Consider the following 24,739-nt stretch of genomic DNA (forward strand, 5'->3'; position numbering starts at 1 on the left):
TTCCAGATTTTCCCATCTACTCAAACGGAAGAAAACCTAGACCATTTCAACCACCAGACCCTTGGAATTAATCGTGTGATCCTCACCGGCACGCACGGGTGCCAAATTGTAGCCGCCGGGTAAGCCGAACTTGACGCGGTAATCGCTGCCTGGTAAGCGCCCCTCGAAAAGGTAACGGCCGTCATCGTTGGTCGTCACCCTATCCACTAGCTTATTGCCCTGATACAGGTCAACGCTCACGCCCCCAATGCCTAGTTCACCGTCGTTTTGAATACCATTGAAGTTTTCATCAAGCCAGACGAAGTCACCAATCGACACGGGCTGCGTCAAGCCGAAATTAACGTCGGTGCGGTTTTGCCGGTCGAGGGTAATCGTGGCATTACCATCTGGCGTACCATCGACATCGTGGGTGTCGATCCACGGACTATCCTTTTGTGGGAGGGAATCGCGGTCGATCTCTACCGTGTAACCAGCTGGCTGAATACCCGTAAACTTGTATCGACCATTCTCATCAGTCACGGCACGCTCAATTTCTGTGCCAGCGGAGTCCTTCAAGATGACCGTAACGTTCGGCAAGCCTTGCTCACCCTCGTCAAACTGGCCATTGGCGTCAGTGTCATACCACACCAGCTCACCGATCTCGACGCCTACGATGAAACAATCCTGGGCCTCGACAGCTTCTCGGGCTTCTAGAGCATCAGCTTTCACATGATTGCACAGCTCTTGCCCCTCGGTTGCTTCGTCAACGGTGGCGCGAAGCTTGAGGGTTGCCGAAGCATCTCGAGGAAGTCCCTTTTCGCGCATTTCCGTGACGACGTTACCCTCGACGTCGCGAACTTCATTACCTTCGAAGTCCAAAACGGGGAATGATACTTGATCGTTGAGCGTCCAAATCCCGGTGTCGAAATCGAAGGAGCCGTTGGAAGCCTCTTGGAAAGAGGTGTCCCAGGTCAGCCCCATAGGAAGAGTATCTGCGACCGCCGTCTCGGTCAGATCACCAGGGCCGTTGTTAGTAACCTTAATTAGATACTCTACAGTGGCTCCGGGCTGATACTTACCATTGGGAAGTTTCGCGCCGGCGTCGTCAACAATATGATGGCTCTTAACTAGTTCTAGCTCACCTGGAACGAGCAAACCAACCTTCGCTGGTTCAACTGGTAGCAGGAATTGATCGAGCGAACGATCGCGTGCTGCAACCGCGAAGGAATTCCACGCGACGCGGCGTGCGCTTTTCTCAGGAGCGTTGACGTCGATCAACAGGTTCCATACCTTTTCAGGCTCTAAAACGGTGTCGCCAAAGTCTACGCGAACGGCGCGTACCTTAGACCAATCGGTGACCTCCGGCTCAGCAACCCAGCTATCGTTGCATCCATCGGGTGCTGAAGCGCGTTGCGCGCCGCTGGTCACGACCTCGCCACGGCAGGGATTCGATGACAGGCTGTATCGGACGTCAGCTTCGGGTGTTTCCGGGTCGAACCTGACCGGTCCAGTCATGAGCGGACGATACGAAGAATCACGATTATTCTCATGGACGCGAACTCCCGGATCACCAATGAATGGTAGAACATCGTAAACGATGACCTTGTCAAGATCAATATTGCCGGAATTAACGATCTCTAGTTTGAACTCGGCTGGTTTCTCTGGAAGTACGTTTCCGAATTCCGGGCTTAAACGGAAGTCCGAATCCTCAGATCCCTTCACGTACTTTTTCGACTCGAGGGAAGCTGAGGGGCCAACCTCATAGTGATCTGTATCGGTGCATGCGAACACATGGGGAACATCGAGTCCGAGCAGGTTGCCGGTATCTTCCCGTGGTGTAGCAAAAACGTTAAACGTGCGAACGCACTGATCGCCAGCCGTAGCCGGATTCTTTCGGTCAGCGATGTAGACCGTGTTTGAGTACAGACCCTCTGGCTTATAGTCCTTCATCTCTTGAGACGGGCGAGTACTTGATTTGACTTTGACGTCGAAACCGAAAATGAACTTCGGAGAGTTTCCGGGCACGGAGTACTGATCGGGCCAAGAGATGCGGACCAGGGTTCGCCCGGTTCCCTCAAAGTTCTCGATGATCTCGACCTGACGCGCATCCCATGGCAGGTACTGTTCGGGCCAGTTACCGTGAGTGAATTCAGAATTAGGAATGTATTCCAAGGAAGGGTCGAGCAAATCGGCGACGACGGGATAAAATTCGGCTTGGGTATCCCCGTTGGTGAACTCCATCAGAACCTGCGTGGTTTGGCCTGCCGGAACCATGACGTGGCCCTGATTCCCGCCGGGCTTAAGGCAGTAGCACTTGAGATGCCTTCATAGTGCCGTGGAGTTGGGCCCATCCATTTGACGGTGCCTATTTTCGGGGATGGGGCAACAACGTGAAAACCAGCGCAACTATTCGTCTCGTCGACGATGGTTGTGCCCTCGTTGGTCAAGCGTAAAACCGACGCACAGTTTTCGACGCGGGTGCCGCCGTCTTGCGGGTTTACATGCTTATACGGTGTGTTCGCGGGTGCCTCCTCCGGAATGTCTTCGACTACCGTGCCCTGCAGGCGGATCATGCCTTGCGAGGTTCCCGCAGGAATACCTTCGGCCGTTATCTTCAGGTAAGTCACCCATTCAGTGTCTTCTACGGGAAGGCCTATAACCCTAGTTGAGCTATTTTGTATGTGCTCCAACGTACGGCCCGTGTTGGTGGTGTACTCAACGTGAATCGAGGTGCCAATTCCTCGGGGCATGCTTAATTTAATGTCTTTCAAGGCGGGAGTAGTACAGTCAGTGCTTCCATCTGTGGGGCTGGTGAGCGGGCAGGGAAGATAATCTTCAATCACAACATCTAAGGGCACGTTGCCCGTATTGTCAATGCGGAAATTGTAGCCGGCCTGTTCCCCGCGTGAAACGCGATTTTTCCAGACATGTTTAGAAATCTTGCCGCTGGCTTTCCGATCTTTAAATCCATGCGTCCACGTACTGGTATCGGAGAGCGTTTCGCCAGTATCTAGGCGTTTACCCGCCATTGTTGCGGTGAGTGAGACGGTGGACGTCTTTGGGAAATGCTCGGCCGGATATTTCACGACGAGTCGGTAGCGTGGTGAGAATAATTGTTGCGGTGCTGACCATGCCGGCCAAGATACCGAGTGCGTTGCAGGGTCGTACACTCCGTCGTGCGTAGCTGATTCAAAAATAGCGTTTTTGGGTAGCGCTACAGTGGTCAAAACATCCGTCATCCCTAGGGTTCCGCTGTTAATCTTATCGTGATTGAATCCCCAGCCAGAGCGTAGATCGTTGTAGCTGCCCTCATAGCCGGACTGTACGCGATACTCCACCAGAGCGCCGATGGCGGGCCAAGTACTTTCTGGGTCGTCGCCTTGCGGGCCTACCCGGGAAGGTGCGAGTTCGCGACGGATTTCCACGTCTGGGCGCGGCTGTGCACTCACAACCATGTCGGCGGTGTCGTTAGTGCCGGTCACGCCGGTTCCGGAGGTTTCAGCTGTCGCGGTGTAGGTAGCACCATCCGGGGTAATCAGGTTCGGGGTTTTAATACGAACACCCATTTGGCCATTAGCGCCGGCCGCTACGTCGCCAAGATTCCATACGACGACGCCCTCAGTTTTGGCTTTCGAGGTGTCTGGCTTAGACACGTAGCTGCCCGTAGATTGCTCGGCGAGCTGAATTTGCGCGGTCGGTTGATTGTGAATTGTTTCGGTCAGTTCGTCTAACTTAAACGTCACCGTAGCATCAGCACAGCTGGAATCAACTGCCGAACAGCTCCAATCGATACGGAAGGTTGTTGCTTCGCCAGATTCGATAGGTGTTTCGGTGGCTCGGATGCTCACCTCAAGGCGGGCCTGATTGGCGTTTGTAGCTAGGGCTGTGCCAGTCGGAGTGGCGACTAGAAATAAACCGAGGACGAGAGTAAGAAATCTGCTAAAAGTAGACTGCATGTGAATGAAACGCCTTTTCACAACAAGACAAACAAGAAAACGCCCACAGTCTATATTGCCCAATACTGGTTCTCAAGCAGCTGAATATGCGGAAAATTCGGCAAAAGATTACATGTTGAACTAGTCAATCCAGGTGTTGAGGACGTCAGCGTAAACGAGCGCATCCTCCTCGCCCTGCACCGAAAACACGATGAGATCGAGATTCTGCCCGTGTGCGTCCATCCAGTTATTCACCGCGTCGAGCGCGATTTGAGCCGCCTCACGAATCGGGAAAGCATTGTAACCAGTTGCGATCGCCGGGAAAGCGATCGAACGGATGTCCGGCATCTTGCCAGCGAGCTCCAAGGAGTTCCAGTAGCAGTTATACAAATTCTCCCGATCGTGCTCTTCAACCTTGCCGTCCTTAACATTAGGACCAACGGTATGAATCACGTACTTTGCGGGAAGGCGGTAACCGCGGGTGACCTTCGCATTGCCGGGAGGTTCCTCATCCAGGCCCTGCATCTCCATGATTTTCGCGCAGTCATTACGCATCCACGGGCCAGCCTGGGCGTGCAGAACAGAATCGAGGCAGCCGTGGAGCGGAACACGGCATCCCGTCAGGGAGGGGAGCGCGGTGTTCACTACCGCGTCAATGACAAGCTGGCGCATATCCCCGCGATAGAGAACGGTATCGGAGGCCTGCCCAAAGTCATTTTGCGGAAGCAGGTCGTGCACGCGGCGAAGATTAATCGCCTCAACACGCCCATGTTCGCCTACCTGGCGATACAACAAAGTGTTAATCGCACGCGATGCCACCGGATTCAGCGGAGCCGGTTCGCGAAGGGCCAGCTCGGCCTCGAGCCAGCGAGTCAGGCCATCGTCCGTTGAAAGATGCGCCATCGACGTCGTTCCCGTGTAGTGCTTGTCGGGAAGTCCGCCAAGGGCAGTCATGAGTAGATCGTAAGTGGAACGCGTGTCGTCCACCGGTACCGGAAACGGTTCCGAGAGTTTGATGGCGTCCTTATATTCAGACAGTGACAGCATCGCAAACCTTCCTGAAGTCGCTACCACCAAGGTTACCCGACTTCCTAGAGCAGGGTGGCACTCGGACGAGCCAGATTTGCTGACAGTGGAGAACACCCAAGGCACGCGATGAACTCGCGTAAGCTGGCAGGCATGGGAAAAACTATCGGACAGCCGCGCCCCGGCTTTGACCTCGTCATCGCAACCGACGGATCGTGCTCCGGCAACCCCGGCCCCGGTGGATGGGCGTGGGTCGAGCAACTAACGGGTACGACGAACGCCGGGGGATCGGCGTCGACGACGAACAACATCATGGAACTGACCGCCATGATTTCCGCGCTCGAATACGCTGGCCCCGAAGGCGACCTCCTGCTGCGCTCGGACTCGAGCTACGTCATCAAATCCCTCACCGAGTGGGCGCCCGGCTGGCGGCGGCGCGGATGGAAGAAGGCCGACGGCAAACCGGTAGCCAACCGCGACCTCATCGAACGGATGCTCAACCTATACGAGGCACGAACGGGCCGCACAGAACTCGAATGGGTGCGCGGGCACAGCGGGGATGAGGCCAACGAGATGGCAGACCGGCTCGCCGTCGAACAAACGGCGAAATTTTCCTAGCCGCGGCGGCTAAGCCTCCGGATCGGCGGGCGCGCCCTCGACAGGCACCTCCTGCGCCTGCGCGTAGCGAAGCTCATCGACCGCCCGGTTGATCGTCTCCGCGAACACCTCCGGCGGCTGAGCGCCAGAAATACCGAATTTTCCGCCGACGACGAAGAACGGCACACCCTGAATGCCGAGGCTACGGGCGTCACGGATATCACCGCGCACCGCATTGGCGTGCTCACCGGATTCGAGCTCGTCTTCCACCTGCTCGACATCTAGGCCCATCTCTTCGGCCAGTTCAAGCAGGGTGTCGGTGTCGGAGATATTCAAGCCTTCGGTGAAGTGTGCCCGATAGAGGCGCTCGAATGCCGCGGTGCCCAGTTCGGCGGCCTCTTCGGCCGTGCTCCCGTGAGCTTTGGCGGCATAAACGAACTGGTGAGCTTCAAACGTATTAACGTGCTGGGCCCGATCCCAATCCATGGTCAGGCCCTCTTCGCGAGCAACCTCGCCCACGCTTTCAACCATCGAACGCACCTCGGCCTCGTCAAGGTTCTTGATCCCAGCCAGCGATTCGATATAGGACGCGGGTGCGGATGAGGGCGCCTCCGGGTAGAGCTGATAGGAGTGATACTCAACCGCGACCTGCTGGCCGGACTGCTCGATGCCCTGCTCGAGGCGCTGTTTACCGATCCAACACCACGGGCAGGCGATATCGGACCAGACGTGAACAACAATCTCATGTGTCATGCGAACTAGCCTACAAAGGTTTGCCAAAGTTTTGTTAACCTATGCCACCCACGCTTTAGACGTGACTGGCGGTGCAATGTGCCAGCTAGGGTTAGGCCGCGCACTCGCCCTACAATGGGTGTATGACATTCGCGAATGCTGGCGCTCCAAGCGCGCAAAAACACCCTGTTGAACGAACCTTCCACGGGCATACCATTGTGGATAACTATGAGTGGTTCCGGGACCTCGGCAACCCCGCCGTCATGGAACATATCGACGCTGAGAACGCCTGGTTTGAACAGCACACGCACGACCAACATGACCTGCGCGCCCAAATCGTCTCCGAAATAGCGGCACGCACACAAGAAACCGATGTTTCCGTGCCCGTGCGTGAAGGTGACCATTGGTACTGGGTCCGCACGTGGGAAGGCAGACCGTATGCGGGCTTGTTCCGCACACCGTTAAATACAAACGCGAAACAGGTGGAAAAGGGGCAGGGAAGTGTTCGCCCAATACCTGGGCAGTGCGGAGAAACCAGAGTTTACGACGGCAACGTGCTCGGCGCGTCCGAAGAGTACTTCGCGCCCGGATCTTCCGCCGTTTCCCCCGACGGCAAATATTTCGCACTTGCGATCGACACCAGTGGTGATGAGCAGTTCACCTTGCGTGTTAGTGACATTGACGGCGATCTCGTCGTCGACGACGCCGTGGAAGGCATCGGCTATGGGCTCGCGTGGCTTGCCGACTCCAGTGGCGTTTTTTACACGCGAACCGACGACGCCTGGCGGCAAAACCAAGTGTGGCTGCATAAAATCGGCACGCATCCCGACCACGACGTGCTCATCTTCGACGAACCTGACGAACTGTACAACGTTTCTTTTGGTGCTTCGCGTGACGGTAAGTGGATCGTCATCACCGCCGAATCTACCGACACCACCGAAGTTCACCTGGTTTCGACGGCGAATATCGACGAGCGTTTCCAGGTGCGCAGGCGCGAACACGGCCTTTACTACACGGCTGAGGTAGCTGGAGACGAGCTTTTTATCATCCACAATCTGAACCACGAAGGCTTCGAACTTTCCCGCGCACCGCTCGAGCCGAGCGAGCCGGAAGACTGGCGCAGCGTCGTCGTTGCAGCCGAAAGCGAACGGCTCCTTGGCGTCGAAGCATTCAAGGACTTCGCTGCGCTAGAGCTACGCTCGCAGGGCAGCCAGCGCGTGCGGATCTTGGAACGTACGGAAAACGGCTGGGCCGAGCCCGAAGATCTGCCCATCGCGGAAACGATGACGCTAGAAATTGGTGATAACCGCGAGTGGGAGACGAGCGAGCTCGTCGTCGTCGCTGAATCCCTCATCCAGCCGCGCACCTGGTACAGCTGGGACGTCGAGGAAAAGGAACTGACGACGCTCAAGACGCTCGACGTTCCGGGCTACGACGCCGACGATTACGTGGAATATCGCGACTGGGCGCAAGCCGAAGACGGCACGAAAATCCCACTGACTATCGCGCACAGGGCCGATCTTGACCGTACGGGCGCCAATCCCGGATTCATCTACGGCTACGGCTCCTACGAAATCTCGATCGACCCGCACTTTACTGCGCTCCGGTTGCCGATCCTCGATCGCGGCGTGGTCTACGTGATCGCGCACGTGCGCGGAGGTGGTGAAATGGGCCGGCATTGGTACGAAGATGGCCGCCTGCTCAATAAAAAGAACACCTTCACCGATTTTGTGGCCGCCTCTAAACACGTGGTTGCTAGCGGGCTCGTTGAAGAGGGCCGACTGGCAGCCGAGGGCCGATCCGCGGGCGGCCTGCTCATGGGAGCGATCACGAATTTGGCGCCGCAACTGTACCGGGTGGTGCACGCGGGTGTGCCCTTCGTTGACGCCCTAACCACGATCCTCAAACCCGAACTGCCATTGACCGTGGGCGAATGGGAAGAATGGGGCAACCCGATCGAATCGGCGGAAGTTTACGAGTACATGGCCGAATACTCGCCCTACGAAAACATTTCCGCCGAACGCTACCCGGCTATCTTGGCAACGACGTCGATCAACGACATCCGTGTCTCCTACGTCGAGCCCACGAAATGGGTGCAAAAATTGCGCGATACCGTGAGCGAAGACTCGGGCCTCATCGTGCAGTACACCGAAAAAGTCGCGGGGCACTTCGGCGGTTCTGGCCGATATCACATGTGGGAGCGGCGCGCTCGCGAACTAGCCTTTATCTTCCGCCAGCTCGGCGTGGCCTAGCCAATAGATCCGTGGCTAAGCATCCGTGCGTAAGGCAGCGGCGGCGAGCGCCTCGCGCCACGAACCAAAGCGTTGCCGAATCGCCGCCCCGGAAGGAAGCTTGCCCGTGTTATCTGTCCTTTCGAGCCACAGCGAATAGTTGTTAAACGAAGGCTGGCGGTGTGCGCGGCGCGAATCCACGACGTAGGAACGCACCGCGAAGAGGTAGTCATCAGGCGTGAACTTCAGGCCGCCGCGGTTGCGCCCGCGGCGCGGAGTAAGCCCAATGGCTCCGAGCGCATCATTCCAGTAGCCGTTAAAGCGTTTGATCACGGTTTGGGAGGTGGGTGGCCAGGCGAATCCGGAGCGGTCAGCTTCGGGATAGCGCTCGATGAAGTTTGTTCGGTGCGTATCAAAATCTTTTGCGGTCAAACTCGCCGATGGATTCGTTTGCGCAAGCGCGAATCCGGCGCTGACAAGGCCCAGGATTCGGTGCCTTTCCGAGGTGGTCAGGCCCTCAAGGTGCCTGTTGACTTCTCGTTCGATGTCGCTAGGAAGCTGGTAGGAGCTCGGTTCCAGGCTGTGGGATTGCGCAAGCATGAAGTACAGCGCGGCCTGTAGGGATTCCCTCGAAAAGTGTTGAGCAGGGCCGTGGCCGGAGCGTCGCACTTTGAGTGCCTGAGCGTTGAGCAGCAACTCTTTGGTTGCGCGGGCCGCGGCAAATGCGGCGTCGTCGAGTTTGGAGTTGAAGGTTTTGGCTTGCTCGGCCGAGCGTTCTGCGCCAACGACGTCGGATATTGAGCGGATCGAAGCGAATGGAACTTTGAACGTGTGGCAAACCTGGGCGAGCGCGTGGGATTCCATATCCGCCGAAAGTACGCCTGGAAAAGCCTCGCGTAGGTCGGCCACATTGTTTTCGGTAACGAAGGTATCGGAGGAGGCGACGGTACCCACGTGCATGACGTCTTTATGGGCCGCTTGTAGCGTTTGAATAGGCTCAACCAGGTTGTGGTGTACGGCAAATGACTCGGGTTGGCCGGGAATCTGCCCGATTTTATAGCCGAACGCCGTGGCGTCTGCGGTTCCGTGAACATAGTTGGTTCCAATGACGACGTCGCCAATGCTCAGCTTGGAATCGAGGCCGCCAGCCGAGCCAACTGAGAGGATCAGGCGTGGTTTGAACTTGCTCAGCACCCAGCTAAGCAAAGTGGATGCGGCCACCATGCCCACCCCCGTGGTGAGGAAAAGTACTGTGGTGTGCCCTCGGGTAGCCAGTTTCGCGGTTCCGGCAGGCACGTCGCACGTGGAAAAGGTGAAGTCATTAAAAATTTTGGTGAAGGGGGCCGTTTCTTCCTCCATGGCCGCCACGATGATGGCGTTGACTTGGCGCATTAGTAGACATCGCCCCATTCGCCGCGGCTATCGAGCATCTTTTCGACGGCGGCTTGTGCTCCTTCAAGCGAATGGCTTTCTCCCCAACCGCACTGGACCTCGTTCGCGGCGGGCACGCTAGTTGCGGCCAAAATGTCGCGGAAGGACGTTTCTACCAGGTTCATTGTTCCGTCAAGATCGGGCTTGCTCGAGCGTAGAAGGTAGAACCCGGTTTGGCAGCCCATGGGGGAGAAGTCGACGACGTCGTCGGCGTGGTTTCGGGAGTATTCGGCAAAAGAGTGCTCGATTGAGTGCATGACTGGCATGTCGAGGTGATTCACGTTTGGTTGGCAAAAGCGAATGTCGTACTTCGTGAGTGTGACGTCGCCAAATTCTTTGACGTCAGCCACGCGAACAAAAGGTGCTTTTACCTTCGTGTGATCGAGGTTGAAAGATTCTACGTTCGTTTTTTGCATCGGATACTTCAATCGTTCTGGTTAGGTTTGTTTCTCTTGGCATTGGGGGCAGCGCCCCCAGAACACAACTTCGGCTTCATCAAGTTCAAAGCCGTGATCGTCGCTAGGCGTAAGGCATGGAGCCGCGCCAATCACGCACGGGATATTGATAATTTTCCTGCAGGCACGGCACACAAGATGATGGTGGTTATCGTGGCGCGCGAGTTCGTAAAGAGGCACGGATCCATGCGGTTCAACTTCGCGCAGAATTTGTTTTTTGGTGAGAGTGTGGAGAACATCGTAAATCGCTTGGGTTGAAACGGAGCCCAGCCGGCGTTCGACACCTTGGCGCACTTGATCCGCGCTCGAATGGGGGTTGTCCCTGAGTTCTTCGAGGGCAGATATACGTGGTTTGGTGACGCGAAGTCCCGCATCACGTAGCTGATCTTCGAATGACATCTCCATGTCGAATATTTTGTTAGGAATCAGTTCGGAAAGCAAGAGATATCGCTACGGGAAAAGCTATAATTCGGGGAGGGGTATGTGGTGTTTTGACTGCAGGCGGCGGGCGTAGTGAGCCGCGCCATGCCATGGTGTCGATCGTGCAGTAGCTTTCCACGGCTGTGGATTAAGTTCTCAGGAGCTGTGGAAAGGTGGATTTCTTTTCTCCACAATGCTGTGGATATGTGGATTGGGTTTTGTGTCGGAGGCGGCTGCGACGATGAAATCGCGGCGGTGCGAAGCATGCGGGCGTGATGCGGCAGCCGGGGTTGTGGACACCCTCGTGGCTAACTCAGCTATGAGATTTGCCTCGAGTTTCGGAAACTGGAACGTATCCACATTGACCTTTGCGCGGCTTCATGCGAAGGCAGTTTTGACACGCCGAAAGCACATTATCTAGTGGTCATTGCAAATTGATCCACTAGGTGTAGTGTTGATATCCGTATCCACTCGAGATCGTAATGATCCCAATTTTGAGCACAGAAGGAGCCATACGATGGCAATCACCGTCTACACCAAACCATCTTGCGTACAGTGCACCGCCACCACTCGCGCCCTGACGAAATATGGTCTGGAATTCACTGAAGTAGACCTTGTGGAGGACGCCGACGCACTCGCAACCGTGAAGGCACTCGGCTATCAGCAGGCGCCAGTTATCTTTGCCAACGGCGATCACTGGGCGGGCTACCGTCCAGACAAGATCAAGGCCCTCGTTCCCGCTCAGGTTAGTGAGTCCGCCACCGCCTAAAGGTGGTCGATCTGCGCACACGCGCCAGAGCCTTGAGGGATCAGGGCTCTGAAGGGTCGGGGCTCTGAAGGATCAAGGAGTGACGTCGATGGTGCATATCATTTACTTCTCTTCGGCTACGAACAACACGCACAGATTCGTCGAGAGATTGGGTTTTCCGGCCGAGCGCATCCCGCTGCGACGTACGGATGAGGCTTTGACGGTGAACCAAGAATACGTTCTGATTACGCCAACATACGGTGGTGGCACACCCCGGGGAGCCGTACCAAAACAGGTCATCAAATTCTTGAACGACGAACATAATCGTTCACTGATCAAAGGTGTTATCTCTGCCGGAAATACAAATTTCGGTGAGGCATATTGCCTTGCAGGAGACATCATCTCCGCAAAAACTAAAGTTCCACACATGTACAAATTCGAACTACTGGGCACGCCAAGAGACGTCCAGGTTGTTCGTGAGGGATTGGAAGAATTTTGGAAGCAACTATGACGGACACGGGCGAAGAAATGTTGCCGCCTGAACTCGACTACCATTCGCTGAATGCGCAGCTAAACCTGTACGACGCTGACGGCAACATCCAGTTCGACGCCGACAAGCAGGCAGCCCGCCAGTATTTCCTTCAGCACGTCAACAAGAACACTGTTTATTTTCATGACTTAAAGGAAAAGCTGGACTACCTGGTCGAAGAAGGGTATTACGAGCCCGAAGTACTCGAACAGTACTCCTTCGACTTCATTAAAAAGCTTTTCAAGGCGGCCTACGCTCACAAATTCCGCTTTCCCACCTTCCTCGGTGCGTTCAAGTACTACACCTCCTACACGCTCAAAACCTTTGACGGCACTCGTTACCTCGAGCGTTTTGAAGATCGGGTGTGCATGGTGGCGCTTTTCCTCGCCCGCGGCGATGAGGACATGGCGATGGATCTCATGGAGGAGATCATCACGGGCAGATTCCAGCCCGCAACCCCCACCTTCTTGAATGCTGGCAAAACGGCTCGCGGTGAACTGGTCTCTTGCTTCCTTTTGCGGGTTGAAGACAACATGGAGTCAATTGCGCGGGCTATCAACTCCTCCCTGCAACTGTCGAAGCGGGGCGGGGGCGTCGCTCTCAACCTCACCAACCTGCGCGAACAGGGAGCGCCAATTAAGCGCATCGAAAACCAGTCCTCGGGCGTCAACCCTGTGATGAAACTGCTCGAAGATTCATTCTCGTATGCGAACCAACTCGGAGCGCGCCAAGGCGCCGGCGCCGTCTACCTGCACGCGCACCACCCGGACATCATGCGCTTTCTAGACACCAAGCGCGAAAATGCAGACGAAAAGATTCGAATCAAAACCCTCTCGCTTGGCGTCGTCATTCCAGACGTGACGTTCCAGCTTGCTCGCGATAACGCGGACATGTACCTGTTCTCGCCCTACGACGTCGAACGCGTCTACGGCGTACCGTTCACCGAGATTTCAGTGACCGAAAAGTACGCCGAAATGGTGGACGACAAGCGGATAAAAAAAACCAAGATTAACGCGCGTCAATTCTTCCAAACTCTTGCCGAAATCCAGTTCGAATCCGGCTATCCGTACATCGTTTTTGAAGATACCGTCAACAAGGCGAACCCAATTGAGGGGCGTATTACGATGTCGAACCTGTGCTCGGAAATTCTGCAGGTTTCCACGCCGTCGACGTATCACGCAGATCTTTCTTACGACCACGTCGGGCGTGATATCTCCTGCAATCTCGGCTCGCTCAATATCGCCAAAGCCATGGATTCGCCAGACTTTGCGAACACGATCCGTATTGCTATTCGCGCGCTGACGTCCGTCTCCGATCAGACATCTATTGAATCGGTGCCGTCGATCAAGCGAGGAAACGACCTTTCCCATGCGATCGGGCTCGGAGCAATGAATCTGCACGGATACCTTGGCCGTGAACGGATCTACTATGGATCACCCGAAGCGCTCGACTTTACGAACATTTACTTCTACACCGTTGCCTATTACGCCATTAAAGCCTCTAACGAGTTGGCAAAAGAGCGCGGAGAATCGTTCTACAATTTCGAGAATTCCGATTACGCGAATGGCACATATTTCGACAAGTACATCGACCAAGAATGGGTACCCGAACACGATCGGGTGAAGGAGCTCTTCGCGGGGATCCATGTACCCACTCAAGATGACTGGCGTGAGCTTAAGGCCGAAGTGCAAAAGTACGGGATGTACAACCAGAACCTCCAGGCCATTCCGCCAACCGGTTCGATTTCGTACATCAACCACTCGACCTCCTCGATCCACCCGATCGTCTCGAAGATCGAAATCCGCAAGGAAGGTAAGCTCGGCCGCGTCTACTATCCAGCTGCGTACATGAACAATGACAACCTCGAATATTTCCAGGACGCCTATGAAATTGGCCCGGAAAAAATCATTGACACGTATGCGGCTGCCACCCAGCACGTTGATCAGGGGCTTTCCCTCACGCTGTTCTACCCGGATACCGTGACAACGCGCGACGTCAACCGAAACTACATTTACGCGTGGCGCAAGGGCATCAAGACGCTCTATTACATGCGTATTCGGCAGGCCGCACTCGAAGGCACGGAAGTTGAAGGTTGCGTGTCGTGCATGCTGTAACGGGCTAGCACCCGGGAGGTCTGTTCGATAACGGGAGCTCCGTAACTCCTCGGGAGGCCCGTAAGCCAAGGAAAACTGAGAAATTCTTGGCTTACGGGCCTCCCTGCGACTTACCAGCCCCGGGATTTACCGGCCACCGTATGCGACCGTGGGCGGACTCCACACGTTCTGAATAGGCAGTAAGTTAGCGGATGTTGGCACAGGCCGAGATACGCAAACGAACTGTGAAGGGGCCGCAGTGATGCGACGTGAACTGGCACTATTGGCCGTGCTTAGTGTGCTCGGAGCAAGTGGCGGCTGTACCGTTGCCACCTCGTCGGACGTATGTGTTGACCAGACCGGCGTCGAAGCAGAGCCGTACTCGAGTTTCGTGGTAGAACCGGGAACAGGTGCCGATCCAGCCACTCACGCACACGACGTTACGATTGTGGACGGGGACGTGTCATTGGCCCTAGGAACTGACAGCATCCCCTTGAAAGTTAGCGACATTCCCGGAAATCGTGGCTATGAGACTGTGCCGGTCGAAGGCGGAAAGTACTATTTCTTCGTCGGTGAAATAGTGGAAAACGACGACGGCAGCGCTAACTGGTACGTAAACGTCCCAGCGCAGGCCCAAACGCAACTGAGGAAAACCAACAGTTTTCACATGGTTGATGCCAACGGAAACTACACGCAAAAGTTCGTTTTATGGAGCCACGCAGATGAAAGCGGCGACACAACATACTTGCTGTACGATCCTGAGCTCGGGCCTGCATGCCACGAAGGGTGCGAAGAAATTGTGGGCACGCCCGAGGGCAGATTCATCGCTATCGCCCCTGGCGATTAGGCTTAAAGTTCGCCCGCCCGCCACGTACGCTTAGAAACCGTAAGGCCGCGTTCCACTCACTGGAATGGGAGCTAACGAAAGGAATTTAATGGCAGGCGAAGACGTTCAGCGCACGAAACAAAACTGGACATGGCACTGGGCCGCACTAATCGTGGCACCAGTAATGATGTTGATTGGCATATTTGTTTTAGCCAATCCTAAAACGACGATCGCGATGATCTCATTCGTCATAGGCGCCGTGGTAATTCTGCGCGCCGCAATGCTCATCATCAATGGCCTGCGAGTAAAAAACACCGAAGATTCGATGGTCACCATATCCTCACTCGTCTTTGGTGGTGCGCTCCTCATCATTGGCATCATTCTGGTTGCACGACCAGAATTTGCTAGCGATGCGCTGATCTACATCGTCGCGCTTTTCTTGATCGTTGATGCGATAGCGAATATACCGCTATGGCCACGGCTTAACCGACACAATGGTGCCATGCTGATCCTCGCCGTTATCGCAACGGCTGTTGTGCTCGCTGCGGCGATCATGTTGCTCGTGCGCCCCGAACTTGACTGGTTCACCCTGCCACTTGGCGTGGGAGTAGCGCTATGTGCGCAAGGAGTGAATTACGCGCTGTTCGGGCTCGCTTCGCGCGACTGGCTCGGGCGGCGCCAAGCGGTGGTGGAAGGGAAGTAGCTAGCCGTAGCTTTTTCGTGCTGAAGAAGCCACGATTTGCGCCCAATTCCCCCGGCTTAACCAGTCAGACTTCCGCTTGCGCCGACGACGCGATGGCAAGGAACCACGATCATAAGCGCATTCTTCGCCACGGCTCCGCCGATGGCTCGCGCCGACGAGGGAGCTCCGCGGCGCTCGCCTACGATCTGCGCAACCGCGGAGTACGTAGCCATTTCGCCGTAGGGAATGTCGAGCAATGCGGACCACACGGCCAGTTGAAAATAGGTGCCCGCAGGCCGAACGGGGAAACTCAGGCCGGGGCGAGAGCCTGCAAAGTAATCGGTGAGCCATTGGGCTACTACACCGCGAGCGGGTGGAAGGGGTGCAGACCGGGCTGCTGCGATAGCCTCGTTAGGAAAGTTCTTTTGGTTTTCCATCCATAGGCCGCAAAGTGCGCCCGCCTTCATTTGGATCGTCAGTGGGCCGAGTGGTGAATCAAAAACTGCGAACTCATCCATGGCGATCCACTGAAGGACGTGCGAACCACTGAGAAAACTTCCAAGTTAACCATTCCAGTGGACCGCGCCGCAGCGGTAGAAGACACCACAGCGTGCAAAAGATGAGGGCTCCGCCGGCCAGCCAGAAGAATGGCACTACTGACTCTCCGAAGAACCAGTTTTCGTTGAAGTGAAGGAAGAACGCATGGCCGAAATAGGCAGTCAACGACAGTGAGCCAACAGCTGCCACGGGGTAGAGCACGTGCCTAGCGAGCGGTGAAAGCCATAGGCAAAGGCTGATAATGGCAAGCCCAACCCCAAGATTTCCCAGCACTTCGGGCGTCGTGTTCGAATGTGGGGTTGCGTTAAAGAAATCGAAAAGCGTGACTCCTGGTTCGGCGAAAGCGGGCTCTTCGGCAACATCCACGTCGAAGCTCGGAAGTTCGCCGCTAAGCACCTCGAAACTCGGTAGATCAAGATCAGACTTATAGATGCCGTCGTCGATATCAAAACCAGATCCGCCAATACCATATTCTATATTCCAACCAGGTTCTTCGGGAGCAAATGAGTTCGTGGCCACCCATGCGGCGCCATACCCAAGCACAGCAAGGCAGACACCTACGATAAGCAGTTGCCAACGGAGAAGAACTTGGGTCAAATCCAGCCGGCCCAGCGCCATGCCCGCAAACACCAAAGCCATGTAAGCCAGTCCCGGATAAGTTCCGGTAATAAGAGTGTCCGTCAGAATACTTGAGCCCCACAAAGCCATGCTTTCAGTTAGCCATTGGAAACCGATAATAAGTTGTGGACCTACGAATGCGACGACGAGCGCAGAGACAGCAAGTCGGCGAGCCGACCAGTGTACGAACGGAATCGATAAGAGGAACCACAGCGCGTAGAAGTCGAGAATGATGGCTATCGGCGTTGAAAACAGTTCGAGAATTCCGGCAAAGATGAATAGCATGATGGCTCGCCCCGCAATTCGAAGTTGAGCGTGGCGCATACGCTCACCGGAATACGCTGCGTTACGGCCCGTCAAAATCGCGATAGAGACCCCGGCCAGCAGGGCGAACAATGCCGAGGATCGGCCAGAGGGAATTTCTGAAAGGAGGTGCGCTAGGCCGTCGTCGTCGGTGAGTGGTTTCACGTGTGCCCAAATCATGCCGATGATCGCGATCCCACGCGCTAGATCAAGGCCGCGAATCCGGCCGCTGTAGCGAGTGGAGACAGGTGCGGTGTGTGGGTTGTCAGCTGTGCTCTCCATACGACTAGCGTAAGCCTTTCACCTGAAAACGAGATCGCTTCGAAAGACGATGTGACCAGTTCCCGTTCGGACACCCGGGCTAAAGTCCTAGCAACATGAGAGCATGGAATCTAGAAAACTTTCGTGACATACCCGTTGAGGTTAAGGAGAAGTATGGCCGCCGAATATGCCCCGATTGAGGCGATCAACTGGAACCGGATTGAAGATGAGAAAGATCTGGAGATTTGGGATCGTTTGACAGCTAATTTCTGGCTACCGGAAAAGATTCCGCTTTCGAACGACATCCAGTCGTGGAATACGCTGAAGGAACACGAACAGTTGATGACAACCCGCGTGTTCACCGGGCTCACCTTGCTTGATACGCTGCAGGGAACCGTGGGCGCGATCTCCCTTATTCCAGATGCTGTCACTCCGCACGAGGAAGCCGTGTACACAAATATTTCCTTCATGGAGTCAGTGCACGCAAAATCCTACTCCTCGATTTTCTCCACCCTTATTTCAACCGAAGAAATCGACGAAACTTTCCGCTGGTCGCAGGAAAATAAGAACCTGCAGAAAAAGGCTCAGATCATTAACGAGCTCTACGAGGGCGATGATCCAGACAGGCGGAAGGTTGCCTCGGTCATGCTTGAATCCTTCCTGTTCTACTCTGGCTTCTACGCGCCCATGTACTGGTCCGCACACGCGAAGCTCACGAACACCGCTGACCTCATCCGACTCATCATCCGCGACGAAGCTGTGCACGGCTACTACATCGGCTACAAGTACCAGGTGTCGATGAAGAAACAAAGCCAGGAGCGCCAAGACGAGATGAAGATGTGGACTTATGAACTTTTGGACGAGCTGTACGATAACGAAGTTGAATACAGCGCTGCGCTTTACGATCCACTAGGGCTGACCGAGGACGTGAAGATGTTCTTGCGCTACAACGCCAACAAGGCACTAATGAATCTCGGTTACGAAGCGCTGTTCCCGGCCGAGGAGACGGCGGTCAATCCGGCGATCCTGGCGGCACTCTCACCTGGCGCAGACGAAAACCACGACTTCTTCTCAGGATCTGGTTCCTCCTACGTAATCGGCACTGCCGAAGCAACAACAGACGACGATTGGGACTTCTAAGAATCTCTCGCCTACATCCACAGTTCGGCGAGGAGGCGAAGGCTCTTGTGCCAGTTCTCCTCGTCGAAAATGTAGGACGTGAAAATAAATTCGTCGGCTTCGGTGCGGTTTTGAAGCTCGGTGAGCTTCGCTTCCACCGTGGCCGGTGATCCCACCGCTCGAACGCGGAGCGCGGCGCTGACGAAAGCCGCCGCCCGGCCGTCGGCGAAACTCGAAACCTCTGCGGGTGGCTGGACTTTGCGGCGCTTGTTCGTGGTGCCGTCGAGCATCATTCGCATGTGGGAGGTGAATTCGTGTTCGGCAGCCTCGTCCGAGTCGGCAACAAGGATATTCACGCCGACCATAACTTTGGGTTCGGAAATCTGCGCCGTTGGGGCATCGGGGTCGAAGTTTGCACGGTACACGGCGATAGCGTCCTCGAGCGAATCGGGCGCGAAATGGGAGGCAACCGAAAACGGCAACCCTAGCTGAGCCGCGATTGAGGCGCCGTTGACCGTTGAGCCCAGCACCCACATCGGTACCTTCGTTCCCGCAGAAACCGCCGAGCCAATCGGGATCGAATCCGGTGCGCCGTCGTCGGAAAACCAGCCTTGCATCCGATAGATTGCCGTGGCGAAAGATTGCGGATCGGCTGATGTTCGCCCGAGCATTTGAGCCGTCATCTGATCGGTGCCCGGTGCGCGGCCGAGTCCAAGGTCGATACGGTCGCCGAACATGTTTGCGAGCGTGCCGTAATTTTCGGCGATCACAAGCGGAGCATGATTTGGCACCATCACGCCACCTGCGCCAACCCGGATTCGGTTAGTGCGAGAGGCGGCCCGCCCGATAAGGAGCGCTGTTGCGGAAGAGGCAAGGCTAGTGGTGTTGTGATGCTCGGCGAACCAGTACCTCTTATAGCCGAGCTCATCGGCGAGTTCGGCCCCGCGCATGGAACGTTCGATGGCGTCGGCGGCGGTTGAACCCTCGGTGATCGACACGAGGTCAAGGATGGAAAGTTCGGCGTTCATCATGCTCCTTTGCGCAGTGTTCCTTTCACGCTAGCAGGGAATTTTCTGGGCCTTGCTCCGTGAACGCCGCTAGCGGAAGGGATCGTGCACAAAACCGTGTTTGTGGAGAGCGATATTTTCTATGCGGCGCTATCGTGGCGCCAGAACACGGCGAATGGATTGGGTACGATGGCACTATGACGTATCGCGTTTTAGTTATATGCACTGGAAACATTTGCCGATCGCCAATGGGCGAGGTCGTTTTACGTGACCGCCTCGCCGAACAGGGAATCCACGATGTGGAAGTAAGATCCGCAGGTGTCTCTACGGAAGAAACAGGAAACCCGATAGATAGCCGAGCTCGTGCCGTTCTTGGCGAGTTTGGCCACGAAGTTCCGGCCGATCACCACGCCCATCGCGCAACAGCCGAGGAGCTTCGCGAGGCCGACCTCGTTCTCGCCATGACCACCGGCCACGCGCATTCGTTGCGGTCCATGATGGATAAGCTGGATGAAAACCCGGCGAAGATCCATCTGTGGCGCGAATTTGATGGCACGCTCGACGTGGCCGAAGGAGGAGCATTCGGCTCCGGCGGGGCGCTCGCGGAGGATCTCGCGCAGCGCTCACAGTCCGCTAACTTCTACCGGTCAAGCGGAGAGTTCGACGTTCCCGATCCGTGGTACGGCGATAAAGAAGGTTTTTACGATACCTACCAAGTCGTGAGCCGTGGAGCGGATGGAGTTGCCGATTATATTCGAGATCAGCTCCAGAACTAGCGTTTAGTGCTGCCCAGGTGGTGTGGGCTCGGGCTGCCGGACTACTTGCGCGGTTCGGCTCCGGCCTCATTGCCGGCAGCATTGTTGGAAATCCCGGATTCCTCATCGGTTTCGAACCGCGGATTAATGATTTCTTGAGGTTCGTCGATGGTGGTAAGAACACTTGCTCGTACCTGGCCGGTGCCATTGACGTAGAACGTTGTTTCTGATTGCACCACGACGTAATCGTCTCGAATGTAAAGCCGTGATTCGCGGGTGTCACCATCTTCGGCTTCACTCGAAATGTGAAGCGAAAGCACCGTCACCCGCTCACCGTCGATTTCTTCACGGCCGAGTACGTTGTAGGTCAGGTCGGGATTTGTTCCCGCGGCGCGAATCGCCGGGTTTAAGAGCGCTTCGAAGCGCATTGGCATGGTTGCTTGGTAGGCCATGGTCTCGTCTTCTGAGTCCGTGGTGGTTTGGATCCACTGCCCGTCGCGTTCTAAGAAGGTGTTGCCGCGCACGAGGATTGCGCGTGGGCCGGGTGCGCCCGAAGCTGCGTAGGCTTGAATTTCAACGGCTAGCGGATCGATGTTGACGCGGGAGATAGAGGCCAGTTTGCCATCGACCGTATCTTCTTGAACCCAGCCGGCAATTGTTCCGAGTGCTTCGGCTTGGCAGTAGGCAAGTTCCTGGGCGTTGACCTGCGTGGGCTGGCCAGCTAGTGGATAGGTGCAGTGATCAACGACGGCGGTCTCAGTAGGTTCTGCGGTAACTTCATCTTCGGCATCTGCGCAAGCGGTAAGCGCTAAGGACAGGGCGCCGAGAGTGGCCACACACCTCGTTGAAACCATCGCACCTCCATTTCAGACGCTTATCCGGACACGCAACTCCACAATGGATACCCCCGAGCGTATCGGCTAAACCCGGAAGATTCCCGATCACAACCTTGGGGTTGGCTGGGAATTGCCTGAAAACGGATGGCTGGCGAAGTGGTGGAACGTGCGAGGCCCCGGTGGGATACGCCCACCGGGGCCTCGCGTTTAGCCTTTTGGATAGCTATTTTTAGTGGTTCATTGCCGCATTGCCAAGGTCCTGAGCTTCTTGGAGGCCCTGCTCAACGGGGACGGCGCCGAGAAAGATGTCGAGCAGTTTTGGTGTCAACGCCATCGTTCCGGCATTGACATCCGGCCCGAATGGCGACTTGGCGGTGTCACCGTTTGCCGCGTCAATAAAGACTGACACGTCAACGCCCTTGGCGGCCCAGTAGTCCACGTAGGCAGACTGCGCATCAACCGCACCCGGGAATGAGACGCCCATTTCTCCAAGTGGCATCTGGCCTTCCGCGGAGCCGAGCCACTTGAGCACGCGGATGGTTTCTTCACGGTTTTCGGTCTGCTCATTACCCACAGCTACCACGCCGTGCGAGCCGGAGAACGATCCTTCCGGGCCGGGTAGGAGCGGTGCGAGAGCCCAGTTGATCTCGGCGTTCTCGTCGATCGTCTTCAGGTGGTATGGGCCGGATTGGAAGAGGGCGAGCTCGCCACGCACAAACATGTCGCGCGTGATGTCACCATTCGTGTTGGTCTCGGTGGCTGGTGGTGCTACGTGGTGCTCGTTGATGAGATCCACGAGGTACTGGAAGGATTCCACGCCCTCGGGTGTGGCGAAGTCAAAGTGGCCGTCTTCGTCCTGGAATTGCGCACCATTGGAAGCAAGGAACGGATTGTAGATCGCCTGGAGGTTCGCCTGGGCATTGAAGCCGTAAACCTCGACGTCATCCGGGTTGAAATCCGGAGAGTCGGCGGTGTTGCCCGCCCCATCGACTGTCAGCGCCTGCGCCGCGGGCAGGAGCGTGTCGTCGTCGCCACCCCACTTCAGATCCGTGGGATCAACGCTCGCCTCCTTGACCATGTCCACGTTGTAGAACAGCGCGATCGAATCCCAAATCTGGGGCACGCCCCACAGAGCCTCGTCGCGCGTGTAGAGATCGACGATCGATTGCTGCCACTTATCGTGCTCGGTGCCGAGTTCTTCGGTGATGTTAATGAGGTTACCGTTGTCCGCGTAGAGGGCGAAGTTGGAGGAGTTCACCCAGTAGATATCTGCCATATCGCCAGATGCGACGTCGAGGGGCAGCTGATCCCAGTATTCGCTCCATGGAACCAGTTCGATTTCGACTTTGATATCGGGGTTCTGCTCTTCGAAGTTGGCGAAAGATTTTTCGTAAGCGGGGGCGGCCACGTCGTCCCAGAGGCGGAACGTCACGGTGGTCTTTTCGCCACTGTCGGTTGCGCTCGCACTCGCGCCATTGCCGGGGTCGTCCGAGCCGGGCGAGCACGCCGCGAGCACAAGGCTCAGCGCGCCGACCACGGCACCCGTTGCGAGGGTTGATCTCTTCATAGAAGCTCCTTGAAATTTCAATTGAATGCGTGGGGGCGTGTCAACGCCAACTCGACCAGCCTACCAGCCAGAGACTATTGAAAATGCAATTAATTGAAAAGTCTCATTGGGTGAAATCTCAGCGCTCTACGCGGGAGCGTTCGTCAGGTACACAGTGTTGCGGATTCCCTGTCCTCCACTACGCCGTACAAGATGCGCATCGTGGAGCGCGTTGAGTGCGTAGCGAACCTGTTGGGCCGTGAGACCGGCCGCGTTCATGATTTGACGAAGTGTTGCCGATCCGCCGTGCGCCGCGATGGCGTCCATAACGAGCTCGCCATTCTTCGTGACGTGCGCGGCAGAGATAGGCTGCGCTCGCGCCGGTGTGCCCGCTGAGTGTGTGCCCTCGCTAGGCATCTGCGCAGGTGGCACCCTGGGGGTGGGGCTTTCGTGCGAGTTCGTCGCCCCGGGCGCAGGAGGCTTTACCCTGTGTTCCGGCGGGATTCGATGGAAGATCACGGTGACTTTCACTCCCGTGTCAACAATGACGGGCTTGGGTAGTCCGGCGCGTAGCATCTCGTGGATCATGGTCTGAACGCCGCCGCCTTCGCCTTCAATTAGTTTGTTGCCTTCGGCGTCAGTTAAAGTTCTCGCAATGCGATACAGGTGTTGATTCACCTCTACCCGTGTGAGTTCTTCACTGTAAAGCTGCGAAACCGTGACGGCTTTCAAGCCGCCGGGTGAGGAGATCACGAGTCGATCGGGGTGAAGGCGTACGTCGATGGCTTTTCCGGCTTCCACGGTGTCTGGCCCGAGATCACGGTGAATGAGAGCGTTGGCTACGGCTTCCCGGATGGCTGTGAGTGGGATTTCGGGTACGCTGCGCTGATCGCCCGAATCTTGGTATTGCTGATAATAGGTAATGTTGCGCCGGATCCAGTCCGTAGTTTGATGGAACAGATCTAGAACGGAGCCGTAGAAGGTTGAGAGGTTAGAGGTGCGCACGTTTGCTGGTGATGAATCGTGCCGCCTAGCAACCGTGACCGCCAGGGAAGGAAAAGCACCCTGCGGAAACTTACCCAAGCCGTAAAGCCCGGCGCGCGTGAGTTTACCGTTTTGGAGCACGTGTGTGGTTGCGAGTATGCGTTCGTCTGATTCGCCGCTGATTTGGCGGATGGCGCGGCGCATTTCGGCGATGAATTGACCGGTGGATTCCGGGTCAAGATCGTCGATGGATGTTCCTGGCACTTCTCGCAATTCGTAGGCGGCTTCCTCGCGGCGGGTCAATTTGGCCACCTCTAGCATGCGCTGCTCGTTGGCGGGCATCAGGTAGTCGCCATCGGCTTGCCGAAGATATGGATTGCCAGCGAAAGTTGCGGGTTTGAATGAGAGTCCTAGCGGGTATACGTGAGCGATCACCACAGCTTTAGCGCCGACTGTGATCGTTTGCGTGGCAACGGTAGGTGAGGGCACAACGGCAGAAAGTGCGATGTTCGCAATCCGCGCCTCGTAATCTGCCGGGTTTTCGACGCCGACGATCTCGAAACTTGGTTCCGTGACTCCAAGAATGATTGTGCCGCCTTCTGGCATGTTCGCAAACGCACAGATGGTGGCGCCAAGACTCTCCGGAAAACCACCCTGCGCGGATTTTACTTCAATTGCGGTGGAATCGCCTTGGCGTGCACGTAGCTGACTGAGCACCGAGTTCAGCTGCTCCAAAGTGGTAATTGGATTTTTCATAGTTTCATAGTATGACTCAAAGTATGAAAATTCCAGAGTTTGAGCCGCCTGCTGGTCTGAATCGGCCGAATCAAGGGGTTTTCTCGCGTTAAGCGCTGATCTTGGAAGGGGAAATTAACAGAGATATTTTCATAGTATGAATGAAGTTTTCACAGTTTAAGCTGTGAGTGCACAGACGCTTGGCAGGGAAACTCAGTCAATGATCCGCGCGCGTCGTGGAGTTTAACGTAGCTACTCTAACATTTACTCTAACGTACTCTAACTCTAACATTGTTAGAGTTAGAGTACGTTAGATCTGTTGAGCAGGCGCTA

22 protein-coding genes are annotated in these 24,739 nt (G+C 56.0%); 9 read left to right on the forward strand and 13 right to left on the reverse strand.

Features of this window, described 5'->3' with window-relative positions; genetic code table 11:
* Positions 1-36 precede the first annotated feature (36 nt).
* The 3 genes from J2S70_RS04855 to J2S70_RS04865 form a co-directional block, all read right to left on the reverse strand.
* Complete coding sequence (locus J2S70_RS04855; protein WP_307682609.1) at positions 37-2,253, reverse strand: SdrD B-like domain-containing protein; 2,217 nt, start codon at positions 2,251-2,253, stop codon at positions 37-39.
* Positions 2,220-3,935, reverse strand: coding sequence for a hypothetical protein (locus tag J2S70_RS04860; protein WP_307682610.1), 1,716 nt, complete (start codon positions 3,933-3,935; stop codon positions 2,220-2,222). Before J2S70_RS04860 ends, J2S70_RS04855 begins: the two co-directional genes overlap by 34 nt.
* A gap of 120 nt (positions 3,936-4,055) precedes the next feature.
* Entirely contained in the window at positions 4,056-4,961 is a 906-nt protein-coding gene (locus tag J2S70_RS04865) for a macro domain-containing protein (RefSeq protein ID WP_307682611.1), read from the reverse strand.
* A 108-nt stretch (positions 4,962-5,069) separates the two neighbouring features.
* On the opposite strand from J2S70_RS04865, the gene J2S70_RS04870 reads away from it, so the two are divergent.
* The gene (locus tag J2S70_RS04870) at positions 5,070-5,558 is read left to right on the forward strand and encodes a ribonuclease H family protein (RefSeq protein ID WP_307682612.1); all 489 of its coding nucleotides are present in this window, start codon (positions 5,070-5,072) and stop codon (positions 5,556-5,558) included.
* Between the two features lie 9 nt (positions 5,559-5,567).
* On the opposite strand, the gene J2S70_RS04875 is transcribed toward J2S70_RS04870, so the two are convergent.
* A complete protein-coding gene (locus tag J2S70_RS04875; protein ID WP_307682613.1) occupies positions 5,568-6,290 on the reverse strand; it encodes a DsbA family oxidoreductase in 723 nt (240 codons plus the stop codon).
* A 122-nt stretch (positions 6,291-6,412) separates the two neighbouring features.
* Here J2S70_RS04875 and J2S70_RS04880 point away from each other — a divergent pair, with 122 nt between their 5' ends.
* Positions 6,413-8,521 carry a S9 family peptidase gene (locus J2S70_RS04880; protein ID WP_307682614.1) on the forward strand — a complete coding sequence of 703 codons (2,109 nt, stop codon included), beginning with the start codon at positions 6,413-6,415 and terminating at the stop codon, positions 8,519-8,521.
* Between the two features lie 15 nt (positions 8,522-8,536).
* Here J2S70_RS04880 and mtnN read toward each other — a convergent pair whose 3' ends face one another.
* Genes mtnN through J2S70_RS04895 form a run of 3 tightly spaced genes read right to left on the reverse strand, consistent with a single transcriptional unit; the run spans position 8,537 to position 10,791 of the window.
* A complete protein-coding gene (mtnN, locus tag J2S70_RS04885; protein WP_307682615.1) occupies positions 8,537-9,892 on the reverse strand; it encodes a 5'-methylthioadenosine/S-adenosylhomocysteine nucleosidase in 1,356 nt (451 codons plus the stop codon).
* A complete protein-coding gene (locus J2S70_RS04890; protein ID WP_307682616.1) occupies positions 9,892-10,347 on the reverse strand; it encodes an S-ribosylhomocysteine lyase in 456 nt (151 codons plus the stop codon). The genes mtnN and J2S70_RS04890 overlap by 1 nt, the downstream gene beginning before the upstream one ends.
* 21 nt (positions 10,348-10,368) lie before the next feature.
* Positions 10,369-10,791, reverse strand: a complete 423-nt coding sequence (locus J2S70_RS04895) for a Fur family transcriptional regulator (RefSeq protein WP_307682617.1) — start codon at positions 10,789-10,791, stop codon at positions 10,369-10,371.
* Positions 10,792-11,323: 532 nt separating this feature from the next.
* On the opposite strand from J2S70_RS04895, the gene nrdH reads away from it, so the two are divergent.
* From nrdH to J2S70_RS04920, 5 genes are all read left to right on the forward strand, one after another.
* Entirely contained in the window at positions 11,324-11,575 is a 252-nt protein-coding gene (nrdH, locus tag J2S70_RS04900; RefSeq protein ID WP_307682618.1) for a glutaredoxin-like protein NrdH, read from the forward strand.
* 88 nt (positions 11,576-11,663) lie between these two features.
* On the forward strand, positions 11,664-12,065 hold the full coding sequence (nrdI, locus tag J2S70_RS04905) for a class Ib ribonucleoside-diphosphate reductase assembly flavoprotein NrdI (protein WP_307682619.1): 402 nt from the start codon (positions 11,664-11,666) through the stop codon (positions 12,063-12,065).
* Complete coding sequence (gene nrdE, locus J2S70_RS04910; RefSeq protein WP_407702633.1) at positions 12,062-14,197, forward strand: class 1b ribonucleoside-diphosphate reductase subunit alpha; 2,136 nt, start codon at positions 12,062-12,064, stop codon at positions 14,195-14,197. The genes nrdI and nrdE overlap by 4 nt, the downstream gene beginning before the upstream one ends.
* A gap of 238 nt (positions 14,198-14,435) precedes the next feature.
* Positions 14,436-15,023: a hypothetical protein gene (locus tag J2S70_RS04915; RefSeq protein WP_307682621.1), complete on the forward strand. Its 588-nt coding sequence runs from the start codon at positions 14,436-14,438 to the stop codon at positions 15,021-15,023.
* A gap of 88 nt (positions 15,024-15,111) precedes the next feature.
* A complete protein-coding gene (locus J2S70_RS04920) occupies positions 15,112-15,705 on the forward strand; it encodes an HdeD family acid-resistance protein (RefSeq protein ID WP_307682622.1) in 594 nt (197 codons plus the stop codon).
* A gap of 56 nt (positions 15,706-15,761) precedes the next feature.
* On the opposite strand, the gene J2S70_RS04925 is transcribed toward J2S70_RS04920, so the two are convergent.
* Entirely contained in the window at positions 15,762-16,202 is a 441-nt protein-coding gene (locus J2S70_RS04925; protein ID WP_307682623.1) for a methylated-DNA--[protein]-cysteine S-methyltransferase, read from the reverse strand.
* Positions 16,195-17,445, reverse strand: a complete 1,251-nt coding sequence (locus tag J2S70_RS04930; protein ID WP_307682624.1) for a heparan-alpha-glucosaminide N-acetyltransferase domain-containing protein — start codon at positions 17,443-17,445, stop codon at positions 16,195-16,197. The genes J2S70_RS04925 and J2S70_RS04930 overlap by 8 nt, the downstream gene beginning before the upstream one ends.
* A gap of 153 nt (positions 17,446-17,598) precedes the next feature.
* On the opposite strand from J2S70_RS04930, the gene nrdF reads away from it, so the two are divergent.
* Positions 17,599-18,564, forward strand: a complete 966-nt coding sequence (nrdF, locus tag J2S70_RS04935; RefSeq protein WP_307682625.1) for a class 1b ribonucleoside-diphosphate reductase subunit beta — start codon at positions 17,599-17,601, stop codon at positions 18,562-18,564.
* A gap of 11 nt (positions 18,565-18,575) precedes the next feature.
* Here nrdF and J2S70_RS04940 read toward each other — a convergent pair whose 3' ends face one another.
* Positions 18,576-19,574, reverse strand: a complete 999-nt coding sequence (locus J2S70_RS04940) for an LLM class flavin-dependent oxidoreductase (protein ID WP_307682626.1) — start codon at positions 19,572-19,574, stop codon at positions 18,576-18,578.
* 173 nt (positions 19,575-19,747) lie between these two features.
* On the opposite strand from J2S70_RS04940, the gene J2S70_RS04945 reads away from it, so the two are divergent.
* Positions 19,748-20,326, forward strand: coding sequence for a low molecular weight protein-tyrosine-phosphatase (locus tag J2S70_RS04945; RefSeq protein WP_307682627.1), 579 nt, complete (start codon positions 19,748-19,750; stop codon positions 20,324-20,326).
* Positions 20,327-20,367: 41 nt separating this feature from the next.
* Here J2S70_RS04945 and J2S70_RS04950 read toward each other — a convergent pair whose 3' ends face one another.
* The 3 genes from J2S70_RS04950 to J2S70_RS04960 all read right to left on the reverse strand — a co-directional run bounded on the left by J2S70_RS04950 (position 20,368) and on the right by J2S70_RS04960 (position 24,427).
* Positions 20,368-21,159, reverse strand: a complete 792-nt coding sequence (locus J2S70_RS04950) for a hypothetical protein (protein ID WP_307682628.1) — start codon at positions 21,157-21,159, stop codon at positions 20,368-20,370.
* Positions 21,160-21,370: 211 nt separating this feature from the next.
* A complete protein-coding gene (locus tag J2S70_RS04955; protein ID WP_307682629.1) occupies positions 21,371-22,708 on the reverse strand; it encodes an ABC transporter substrate-binding protein in 1,338 nt (445 codons plus the stop codon).
* A 126-nt stretch (positions 22,709-22,834) separates the two neighbouring features.
* Positions 22,835-24,427, reverse strand: a complete 1,593-nt coding sequence (locus tag J2S70_RS04960) for an ATP-binding protein (protein WP_307682630.1) — start codon at positions 24,425-24,427, stop codon at positions 22,835-22,837.
* Between the last annotated feature and the right edge of the window lie 312 nt (positions 24,428-24,739).

It is taken from the genome of Trueperella bonasi (assembly GCF_030811535.1).
In the GTDB taxonomy this organism is placed as follows: domain Bacteria; phylum Actinomycetota; class Actinomycetes; order Actinomycetales; family Actinomycetaceae; genus Trueperella; species Trueperella bonasi.

Coding starts and splice junctions, on each gene's coding strand:
- mtnN (WP_307682615.1), bottom strand. CDS start 9,892: ATGCGCCAAGTCAACGCCATCATCGTGGCGGCCATGGAGGAAGAAACG.
- J2S70_RS04950 (WP_307682628.1), bottom strand. CDS start 21,159: ATGGTTTCAACGAGGTGTGTGGCCACTCTCGGCGCCCTGTCCTTAGCG.
- J2S70_RS04955 (WP_307682629.1), bottom strand. CDS start 22,708: ATGAAGAGATCAACCCTCGCAACGGGTGCCGTGGTCGGCGCGCTGAGC.
- J2S70_RS04925 (WP_307682623.1), bottom strand. CDS start 16,202: ATGGATGAGTTCGCAGTTTTTGATTCACCACTCGGCCCACTGACGATC.
- J2S70_RS04870 (WP_307682612.1), top strand. CDS start 5,070: ATGAACTCGCGTAAGCTGGCAGGCATGGGAAAAACTATCGGACAGCCG.
- J2S70_RS04930 (WP_307682624.1), bottom strand. CDS start 17,445: ATGGAGAGCACAGCTGACAACCCACACACCGCACCTGTCTCCACTCGC.
- J2S70_RS04880 (WP_307682614.1), top strand. CDS start 6,413: ATGACATTCGCGAATGCTGGCGCTCCAAGCGCGCAAAAACACCCTGTT.
- J2S70_RS04920 (WP_307682622.1), top strand. CDS start 15,112: ATGGCAGGCGAAGACGTTCAGCGCACGAAACAAAACTGGACATGGCAC.
- J2S70_RS04865 (WP_307682611.1), bottom strand. CDS start 4,961: ATGCTGTCACTGTCTGAATATAAGGACGCCATCAAACTCTCGGAACCG.
- nrdH (WP_307682618.1), top strand. CDS start 11,324: ATGGCAATCACCGTCTACACCAAACCATCTTGCGTACAGTGCACCGCC.
- J2S70_RS04940 (WP_307682626.1), bottom strand. CDS start 19,574: ATGATGAACGCCGAACTTTCCATCCTTGACCTCGTGTCGATCACCGAG.
- nrdF (WP_307682625.1), top strand. CDS start 17,599: ATGGCCGCCGAATATGCCCCGATTGAGGCGATCAACTGGAACCGGATT.
- J2S70_RS04960 (WP_307682630.1), bottom strand. CDS start 24,427: ATGAAAAATCCAATTACCACTTTGGAGCAGCTGAACTCGGTGCTCAGT.
- J2S70_RS04855 (WP_307682609.1), bottom strand. CDS start 2,253: ATGGTTCCGGCAGGCCAAACCACGCAGGTTCTGATGGAGTTCACCAAC.
- J2S70_RS04890 (WP_307682616.1), bottom strand. CDS start 10,347: ATGCAAAAAACGAACGTAGAATCTTTCAACCTCGATCACACGAAGGTA.
- nrdI (WP_307682619.1), top strand. CDS start 11,664: ATGGTGCATATCATTTACTTCTCTTCGGCTACGAACAACACGCACAGA.
- J2S70_RS04875 (WP_307682613.1), bottom strand. CDS start 6,290: ATGACACATGAGATTGTTGTTCACGTCTGGTCCGATATCGCCTGCCCG.
- J2S70_RS04895 (WP_307682617.1), bottom strand. CDS start 10,791: ATGGAGATGTCATTCGAAGATCAGCTACGTGATGCGGGACTTCGCGTC.
- nrdE (WP_407702633.1), top strand. CDS start 12,062: ATGACGGACACGGGCGAAGAAATGTTGCCGCCTGAACTCGACTACCAT.
- J2S70_RS04860 (WP_307682610.1), bottom strand. CDS start 3,935: ATGCAGTCTACTTTTAGCAGATTTCTTACTCTCGTCCTCGGTTTATTT.
- J2S70_RS04945 (WP_307682627.1), top strand. CDS start 19,748: ATGACGTATCGCGTTTTAGTTATATGCACTGGAAACATTTGCCGATCG.